The sequence below is a fragment of the Methylobacterium sp. WL6 genome, from assembly GCF_008040095.1.
In the GTDB taxonomy this organism is placed as follows: domain Bacteria; phylum Pseudomonadota; class Alphaproteobacteria; order Rhizobiales; family Beijerinckiaceae; genus Methylobacterium.
The window spans coordinates 1-7,922 of record NZ_VRVH01000214.1; the positions used below are offsets into that span (position 1 = coordinate 1).

Here is a 7,922-nt window from a genome sequence, read left to right on the forward strand (position 1 = left end):
GGTTTGCCCCTCCCCCGCAGAGGGGGAGGGACAAACCCGTCCCCCTACCCGTCGGCGTGCAGCACCTTCCCCCGCGTCTCCGGCAGGGCGAAGGCGGCGAGGAAGAACACGCCGTAGGCGCCCGCGGCGAAGACCGCGATCGCCGAGGCGAGGCCGATCGATTTCGAGAGCTCGCCCACCAGGAACGGGAACAGCGCGCCGAGGCCCCGCCCGAAATTGTAGCAGAAGCCCTGGCCCGAGCCGCGCAGCCGCGTCGGGTAGAGCTCGGTGAGGAAGGCGCCCATCCCCGAGAAGTAGCCCGAGGCGAAGAAGCCGAGCGGGAAGCCCAGCACCCACAGCACCGCGTTCGAGAGCGGCAGCTGGGTGTAGGCGACGATGACCAGGATGGCGCCGATCGAGAAGATCAGGAACAGCGGGCGCCGCCCGAGCCGGTCGGCGAGCCAGGCGCCGACGAGGTAGCCGGCAAACGAGCCCACGATCAGCGCCGAGAGGTAGCCGGTGGAGGAGACGATCGACAGGCCGCGCTCGGTGGTGAGGTAGCGCGGCAGCCAGGTGGTGATGGCGTAGTAGCCGCCCTGGCAGCCGGCGGCGGCCAGCGAGGCTAGGATCGTGGTGCGCAGCAGCGGGCCGGCGAAGATCTCCCAGAGCTTGGGCTCCTCGCCGGCCGCGCGCGCCCTGGCGCGGGTCTCGGCGGCGACCTTCGGCTCCGCGACGTAGCGGCGGAGGTAGAACACCAGCAGCGCCGGCAGCGCGCCGATCGCGAACATCCAGCGCCACGCGCTCTCGGGCGGGAGATAGGAGAACAGCACCGCCTGCGACAGCACCGCCATCCCCCAGCCGATCGCCCAGCCGGACTGCACCGAGCCGACGGCCCGGCCGCGATACTGCGCCCGGATGGTCTCGCCCATCAGCACCGCGCCGGCCGCCCACTCGCCGCCGAAGCCGAGGCCGAGCAGCGCGCGGGCGACGAGCAGCTGCTCGAAGTTCTGCACGAAGGCGCAGACCAGCGAGAAGACCGAGAACCAGAGGATGGTGATCTGCAGCGTCAGCACGCGGCCGATGCGGTCGGCGACGAAGCCGGCGAGCCACCCGCCGAGCGCGGAGGCCAGCAGCGTGACGGTGGCGGCGAGGCCGGCCGTGCCCGGATCGACCCTCCACAGGCTGATGATCGTGCCGATCACCAGCGGGTAGATCATGAAGTCCATGCCGTCGAGCGCCCAGCCGGCGGCGCAGGCCCAGAAGGTGCGCCGCTCGGGGGTGGTCATGCTCCGGTAGAACGCCCCGAGGCTGGCATCCTCGATCGGCACGAGGTCGAGGGGGTTTGGGGCTCCGGGTCCCGACGCCACAGCCATGATCCGGTCCCCTTTCGCCGACCCGGCGATCCTGGCGCGGATCGGAGCGGCAGGACAAGGGCGCCGGCGGCACGGGAGGGGGGAAGGGCGCAGGATTGTCGCGGTGCGCGGGGGCGGCCCTCAGGGACCGGCTCGCCCGCGCTCATGCGGCGGCGCCGACGTCGAACTCGAAATGGATCCGGTCGTAGGGGAAGGTCACGCCCGCGTCCGACCGGTCAACGACGCCGGCCTCCGCCAGCGTCACCACGTCCCGATGCACCGCCTGGACGTCGCGACCGACCCGCCGGGCGACTTCGCGGATGGCGAGCGGTCCCTGGCCCGCCATCGCCTTGACGATCGCCAGGCGCGACGGCGCGAGGACGCGATGCAACGCATCGTAGCTGGCAAAGTAGATCGTCGGCGCAGCGGCTGCGGCGTGCCCGGCCATGGCATCGGCGGCCGCCTCGAGGAAGCGGGTCCTCGCATCCGCCACGGATCCGATGTCGACCGTCAGAATGCTCATCCCAGGATCCTTCTCATGTCGGCCTCGAAGGCGTCGAAGAGGGCTTCCAGGCTCGTGAAGGCGAACCGGTCCTCCCGCGATCCGATAGGGCGGTGATCGCCCTTGCCGCGCTCGTTGTCGTAGCGAAGCACGCACGCGCCGTTCACGACGAGGGCGAGCCGGTACTTGAAGGCATGCAGGCTGCCCGGGACCGGGGCCGGGACATGCCAGAGCGTCACCTCGAAGAAGGCGGTGTCGCTGAGGACGGTGCGGGATTTCTCGATCAGCACCGCCGTCATGGTGCCATCCCTAGCGGCCCGGCACGGGTGTTGTCAATGATGACAACACCCGTGCCGGGCCGGTGGCCGATTCGGCCAGTGAGACGTCCTCAGGCCGGCGGGCGGCCGCCGACCAGCACCGGCTCCGGCGCGGTGCGCTCGGGGAACAGCGCCTGCAGGTCGCGCAGCTTCGGCGCGTCGTTGGCGGCGATGTAGGGGTGGTTCGGGTGGCTCGCCATGAAGTCCTGGTGGTAGCCTTCCGCCGGGTAGAAGGTCGCGCCCGGCTCGATCCGCGTGGCGATCGGCTTCGCGTAGGCGTGCGCGGCGTCGAGCTGGGCGATGTAGGCCTCGGCGACCCGCGCCTGCTCCGCGTCGGCGGGGAAGATCGCCGAGCGGTATTGCGGGCCGGAATCCGGGCCCTGGCGGTTCACCTGCGTCGGGTCGAGCGCCACCGAGAAGAAGATCCGCAGCAGCTCGTCGTAGCGGATCACCTTGGGATCGTAGGTGATGCGCACCGCCTCGGCATGGCCGGTGCCGCCGGTGCTGACTGCGCTGTAGCGCGCATCTGACGCGTCGCCGCCGGCATAGCCCGACACGGCCCGGCGGACGCCGCGCACGTGCTGGAACACCCCCTGCACGCCCCAGAAGCAGCCGCCGGCGAGCGTCGCGGTGCGCAGGCCGGTCTCCTTCGCGGTCTCCCGGGCGGTCACGGCGGCCTCCGGCAGGCGCCGGCCGGGCTCCTCCGCGTGGGCGAGGCCGCGCAGCGAGACCGCACCGGCCATCAGGGCGAGGCCCGCGACCGTCGCGAGCGCGACCCCGCGCAGGCCGGACGCTTTGGGTGTCAGGGACATGTTCTTGGACATGGCGGTCTCCGAGCGAGGGGGCGCGGCGCGCGCGGGGCGGGGGCCGATCCTCATGTACGCGCAGCCGAGGCCATCGGTTACGCGGCATCGTGGGCACCGGAGCGCGCCGGGTGCGTCGCGGCGCCCAGCTCAGGCGGCCGGCGCGTCGGCGAGCCCACGGAGGCGACGCGAGCCCGTGTCCGGTCGGTTCGGCGGAGGGCTGCCGCCCGGCAGTCCGTGCTGGTCCTTCAGGCGATCAGAAGATATATCACAAACGAAGATAACGTATGGAGTTCTAGCCATGCGCACGACCACGGTCCTGTCGAGCGACGAACTGGCGAGCCTCGCGAGGCTCGGCCAGACCATCCGGCTCGCACGGCTGCGCCGAAACCTCACCCAGGCCGCGTTCGCCGAGCGCATGGGGGTCGGCCGCCCATCCGTGGTCGCGATCGAGAACGGGCGTCCGGGCGTGGCGGTCGGCATCCTGCTCAAGGCGCTGACCGTCCTCGGCTATACCGAACGCCTCGGGGAGATCGTCGCCGCCGATCCGATCGGCGACGACATGGACGCCGTGCTCGGCCGCCGGCGATCGAGGAGGTCTGCCCATGTGGCGGATTTCTGAATCCGGCCGCCTCGACGAGCTCGTCGTCTTCCGATGGGATGCGGCGCGCTACGTCCCCGTCGGCTCGCTCCGCTTCGAAGGGGGCGACAGGCGGATCGGCCGCTTCGTCTACGCCAAGTCCATCCTTCGCTCCGGGATCCCGAGGCCGATCGATCCGATCGGGCTTCCGATCAGCGGCCGGTCGAGGTCGGCTCATCCCGACGAGGTCCACCTCGCCTTTCACGATGCCGGGCCCGACGGCTGGGGCAAGGGCATCCTCGATCGGGCCTTCCCGCATCGACGCCTCGGGATGGCCGAGTATCTTGCCCTGGGCGGAACCACGCGAACGGGGGACCTCGCCTTCGGCCCGACCCCGGACGGTCCCCGGACCTGGGTTCCGGACGAAGCCCCGCTCCTGCACCTGCCCGCCGCGGAGGACGACGTCGCGGCGCTGCTGGCGGCGGCCGAGGCGATCGAGGACGGCCGCAGCGCCTCGCATCACCTGCAGGTGCTCCTCCGCAACAGCGCCGACGTCGGGGGCGCCCGCCCCAAGGCGCGGCTGCGGCACCGCGGGCGCCAGTGGATCGCGAAGTTTCGCGCCTGGGGCGACAGGTTCGACGATCCGCGCGCGGAGGCGGTCTGCCTCGACGTCGCCGAGGCGGCCGGCCTGTCGGTCCCGGCTCGCGAGCTTCTCGATATCGGCGGTCGAAGCGTGCTTCTCGTCGAACAGTTCGACCGCACCTCGGAAGGCGAGCCGATCGCCTATCTGAGTGCGGCCACGCTGCTCAAGGAGCCGAGCTTCGGCTACGGCACCCGGAAGACCTACGTCGACATCGCGGCGGTCGCGGAGTCGATCGGCGTCGCGAACGTGTTTCCGGAGATGTTCCGGCGGCTCCTGGTGAACGCGTGCCTCCACAACACCGACGACCACCTGCGCAACCACGCGTTCCTCGGTGCGGGCGACGGGTGGCGGCTGTCGCCGGTCTTCGACATCGCACCGCATCCGGGCGTGATGCGGCATGTCTGCGCGCCGGCGCCGGGCCTCGGTCCCGAATGGGATGCCGAACGGGCGTTCGCGTCCCATCCGCGGTTCAAGCTGTCTCGCATCGCGGCCGACAGCATTCGCGAGGCGGTCCAGGCGGCGATGCGGCGCGTGCCGGAGTTCATGGCGGCGCGTGGGATGCCGGCCGGGGACCGGACGATGCTCTCCGCGAGTTTCGCCCCGGCCGCACGCGCGTCCTGAAATCGTGCCGGCCCCGGCCGCACGCGGGGCGCCGCCGGACCGGCTGGGTGCAGATCCCGTCGGTGCAGGTCACGTCGAGGCAGGCCACGTCGGGGCGGTCGACGGATCGGATCCCGTCTCTCCGCGATTCCGGGCCGTCCCGACTTGTGCAACCCGGACACATCGCCGTGTTCCCACAGCATTCGCCCGCACCGGCATCTTGAACGGCCGCGCGGATGCAGGCAGCCTCGCGCCGATCTTCGATCCGAGGGGCGTGTCCGTGAGCCGAGCCGTCAGCCCTTCGCAGGAGCGTGCGCTCCCGGTCGCCCCGGTGGCGCGAAAGCCCGGGGCGGTGCGGCACGCGGCCGGGCCGGCGCTGACGCTCGGGGCGCTCGGGGTCGTCTACGGCGACATCGGCACCAGCCCGCTCTACGCCTTCAAGGAGGCGGTGAAGGCCGGCATCTCCGGCGGGGCGCCGGTCGCGGCGGCGGCCACCGGCGCGGTCTCGCTGATCCTGTGGGCGCTGATCCTGATCGTCTCGCTGAAATACGCGGTGCTGATCCTGCGCGCCGACAACCGCGGCGAGGGCGGCATCGTCGCGATGCTGGCGCTGCTCGGCGCCCGCCACGCCAAGGCCGGCACCTGGCAGGCGCTGCTGCTGGTGGTCGGGCTCGTCGGCGCGGCGCTTCTCTACGGCGACGGCGCGATCACCCCGGCGATCTCGGTGCTGTCGGCGATCGAGGGCCTGAAGGTCGACGCGCCGGTGCTGAGCCCCTTCGTCGTCCCGCTGACGATCCTGATCCTGATCGGGCTGTTCCTGGTCCAGCGGCAGGGCGTGGCGGTGATCGGCCGGGTGTTCGGCCCGGTGATGCTGGTGTGGTTCTCCGTCCTGGTGCTGCTGGCGATCCCGAGCATCTGGCACGCGCCGCAGATCCTGGCGGCGGTCAACCCGTGGCGGGCGGTCGACTTCCTGGTCCATGCCGGCTGGCACGTCTCGTTCCTGATGCTCGGCGCGGCCTTCCTCGCGGTCACCGGCGGCGAGGCGATGTATGCCGATCTCGGGCATTTCGGGGCGCCGGCGATCCGCACCGCGTGGTTCGGCCTCGTGCTGCCGGCGCTGCTGATCCACTATTGCGGGCAGGGCGCGCTGCTCATCGCCGAGCCGGACGCGATCGAGAACCCGTTCTACCGGCTCGCGCCGGACTGGGCGCACTATCCCCTCGTGGCGCTCGCCACCATGGCCACCGTCATCGCCTCGCAGGCGGTGATCTCGGGGGTGTATTCCTTGACGCAGCAGGCGATCCAGCTCGGCTTCATGCCGGCGATGCGGGTGGTCCACACCGACAAGCACGAGCGCGGGCAGATCTACGTGCCGGCGGTGAACTGGCTCCTGGCGCTCGCCACCCTCGTCGCGGTGGTGCTGTTCGGCTCCTCCGATGCGCTGGCCGGCGCCTACGGCATCGCCGTCTCGGCGCTGATGGGCATCACCACGCTGCTCGCCGCGCTGATCGCGCTGCGCTGGGGCTACGGCCTCGCCGCGGTGCTCGCGGTCAACGGCTTCTTCCTCGCCATCGACCTGGTGTTCCTGGCGGCCAACAGCGCGAAGCTCCTCGAGGGCGGCTGGTTCCCGCTGGTGCTGGCCTTCTCGGTCGCCTTCCTGATGCTGACCTGGATGAAGGGCAACCGGGTGCTGGAGGCGGTGCGCGAGCCGCTGCGGCAGAAGGAGGACGCCTTCCTCGCCCGCCTCGCCTCGCACCCGCCGGTGACGCTGCCCGGCACCGCCGCCTTCCTCTCGGCGGCGAGCGAGGGCATCCCGATGGCGCTCGGGCGCCTGGTCGAGCGCAGCCGCTGCCTGCACGAGCGCATCCTCCTGATCACCGTGATCTACGAGGAGGAGCCGATCGTGCCGGCGTCGCAGCGCGCGGAGGTGACGCTCGTGGCTTCGGGCATCCGCAAGGCGATCTCGAAATACACGCCCGGGATGGAGCGCGTGGTGCTGCATTACGGCTTCATGCAGACGGCCTCGATTCCCGAAGGGCTGCAATGCGCGGTGGCGAGCGGCCTGCTGCCGGCGGAGTTCGTGGAGGACATCACCTACTTCGTCGGCCACGAGGCCATCATCCCGTCGCCGACCAACCCCGGCATGCACAGCTGGCGCGAGGGCCTCTACGCCTTCATGAAGCGCAACGCCGAGCGCACCGGCGCCCATTTCGGGCTGCCGACGCGGCAGGTGGTGGAGGTGGGGACCGAGATCGAGATCTGAGGGGCGCCATCGCCCCTCAATCCACCGCGAGCCGGTACCCCACCCCGCGCACGGTCTGCAGGAAGGTCGGGTTGGCCGGGTCGACCTCGGTCTTGCGGCGCAGGCGGTTGATCTGCACGTCGATGGTGCGCTCGGCGGCGAGCCCTCCGCCTCCGGCCAGCACCTCGCGCTCGACGTTGGCGCCGTGGGCGCCGGCCAGGATCGTCAGGATCTCGCGCTCGCGCTCGGTGATGCGGATCATCTCGTCCTCGCGGCGCAGCTCCCCGCGCTCGATCCGGTAGGAGAACGGCCCGAAGGTCACCACGTCGCCGGTGCCGGTGTCGCGGCGCGGGCCCGACGCCCGGTTGATGATGTTGGTGAGCCGCAGCGTCAGCTCGCGCGGCTCGAACGGCTTCGGCAGGTAGTCGTCGGCGCCGATCTCGAGGCCCATCACCCGGTCGTTCGGGTTGGAGCGGGCGGTGAGCATCAGGATCGGCACGCGCGAGGTCTCGCGCACGCTGCGCGCATAGGCGAAGCCGTCCTCGCCCGGCATCATCACGTCGAGCACCATCGCGTCGAAGACCAGGCTCTGCGCCTTGGCCCGCGCCTCGGCCGCGCTCGCGGCGGCGGTGACGCGGAACCCCTGCTCGGCGAGGTAGCGGGCGAGCAGCTCGCGCAGGCGCCGGTCGTCGTCGACCACGAGGACGTGCGGCGCCCCGTCGGAGAGCTCGGTGCGGGCATGGGCGGCCATCAGGCGGCCCCGCCCCCGCGGCGGGCCATCAGGCGGCGCACCACCGCGCGCTCGTCGGGCTCGATCATCGCCATCAGGAAGCTCTCGGGGGCGGCCGCATCCTCCGGCGAGGCCAGCGCGCGGGCCAGCCGCCGCGCCTGCACGCGGGTGAGG

At 71.8% G+C, this 7,922-nt stretch carries 8 protein-coding genes and 1 pseudogene; 3 read left to right on the plus strand and 6 right to left on the minus strand.

Features of this window, described 5'->3' with window-relative positions; genetic code table 11:
- Positions 1-44: 44 nt before the first annotated feature.
- From FV230_RS20985 to msrA, 4 genes are all read right to left on the minus strand, one after another.
- Positions 45-1,352 carry an MFS transporter gene (locus tag FV230_RS20985; protein WP_147843768.1) on the minus strand — a complete coding sequence of 436 codons (1,308 nt, stop codon included), beginning with the start codon at positions 1,350-1,352 and terminating at the stop codon, positions 45-47.
- A gap of 142 nt (positions 1,353-1,494) precedes the next feature.
- Positions 1,495-1,854, minus strand: coding sequence for a helix-turn-helix domain-containing protein (locus FV230_RS20990; protein WP_147843769.1), 360 nt, complete (start codon positions 1,852-1,854; stop codon positions 1,495-1,497).
- Positions 1,851-2,132 carry a DUF6516 family protein gene (locus tag FV230_RS20995; RefSeq protein ID WP_147843770.1) on the minus strand — a complete coding sequence of 94 codons (282 nt, stop codon included), beginning with the start codon at positions 2,130-2,132 and terminating at the stop codon, positions 1,851-1,853. The genes FV230_RS20990 and FV230_RS20995 overlap by 4 nt, the downstream gene beginning before the upstream one ends.
- Positions 2,133-2,221: 89 nt before the next feature.
- Positions 2,222-2,974, minus strand: coding sequence for a peptide-methionine (S)-S-oxide reductase MsrA (gene msrA / locus FV230_RS21000; RefSeq protein ID WP_147843771.1), 753 nt, complete (start codon positions 2,972-2,974; stop codon positions 2,222-2,224).
- A gap of 280 nt (positions 2,975-3,254) precedes the next feature.
- Between msrA and FV230_RS21005 the strand changes: the two genes are divergently transcribed.
- From FV230_RS21005 to FV230_RS21015, 3 genes are all read left to right on the plus strand, one after another.
- On the plus strand, positions 3,255-3,575 hold the full coding sequence (locus FV230_RS21005; RefSeq protein WP_147729654.1) for a helix-turn-helix domain-containing protein: 321 nt from the start codon (positions 3,255-3,257) through the stop codon (positions 3,573-3,575).
- Entirely contained in the window at positions 3,559-4,797 is a 1,239-nt protein-coding gene (locus tag FV230_RS21010; protein ID WP_147843772.1) for a HipA domain-containing protein, read from the plus strand. The genes FV230_RS21005 and FV230_RS21010 overlap by 17 nt, the downstream gene beginning before the upstream one ends.
- A gap of 310 nt (positions 4,798-5,107) precedes the next feature.
- On the plus strand, positions 5,108-7,039 hold the full coding sequence (locus FV230_RS21015; RefSeq protein ID WP_147843773.1) for a KUP/HAK/KT family potassium transporter: 1,932 nt from the start codon (positions 5,108-5,110) through the stop codon (positions 7,037-7,039).
- Positions 7,040-7,055: 16 nt separating this feature from the next.
- On the opposite strand, the gene FV230_RS21020 is transcribed toward FV230_RS21015, so the two are convergent.
- Positions 7,056-7,769, minus strand: a complete 714-nt coding sequence (locus FV230_RS21020; protein WP_147729183.1) for a response regulator — start codon at positions 7,767-7,769, stop codon at positions 7,056-7,058.
- Positions 7,769-7,922: pseudogene (locus FV230_RS30915) on the minus strand (MarR family transcriptional regulator); the annotation flags it as partial. The pseudogene FV230_RS30915 and the gene FV230_RS21020, both read right to left, overlap by 1 nt.

What these genes read in the sequence shown, in the direction of transcription:
- FV230_RS20985 (WP_147843768.1), bottom strand. Translation starts at nt 1,352, where the DNA reads ATGGCTGTGGCGTCGGGACCCGGAGCCCCAAACCCCCTCGACCTCGTG.
- FV230_RS20990 (WP_147843769.1), bottom strand. Translation starts at nt 1,854, where the DNA reads ATGAGCATTCTGACGGTCGACATCGGATCCGTGGCGGATGCGAGGACC.
- FV230_RS20995 (WP_147843770.1), bottom strand. Translation starts at nt 2,132, where the DNA reads ATGACGGCGGTGCTGATCGAGAAATCCCGCACCGTCCTCAGCGACACC.
- msrA (WP_147843771.1), bottom strand. Translation starts at nt 2,974, where the DNA reads ATGTCCAAGAACATGTCCCTGACACCCAAAGCGTCCGGCCTGCGCGGG.
- FV230_RS21005 (WP_147729654.1), top strand. Translation starts at nt 3,255, where the DNA reads ATGCGCACGACCACGGTCCTGTCGAGCGACGAACTGGCGAGCCTCGCG.
- FV230_RS21010 (WP_147843772.1), top strand. Translation starts at nt 3,559, where the DNA reads ATGTGGCGGATTTCTGAATCCGGCCGCCTCGACGAGCTCGTCGTCTTC.
- FV230_RS21020 (WP_147729183.1), bottom strand. Translation starts at nt 7,769, where the DNA reads ATGGCCGCCCATGCCCGCACCGAGCTCTCCGACGGGGCGCCGCACGTC.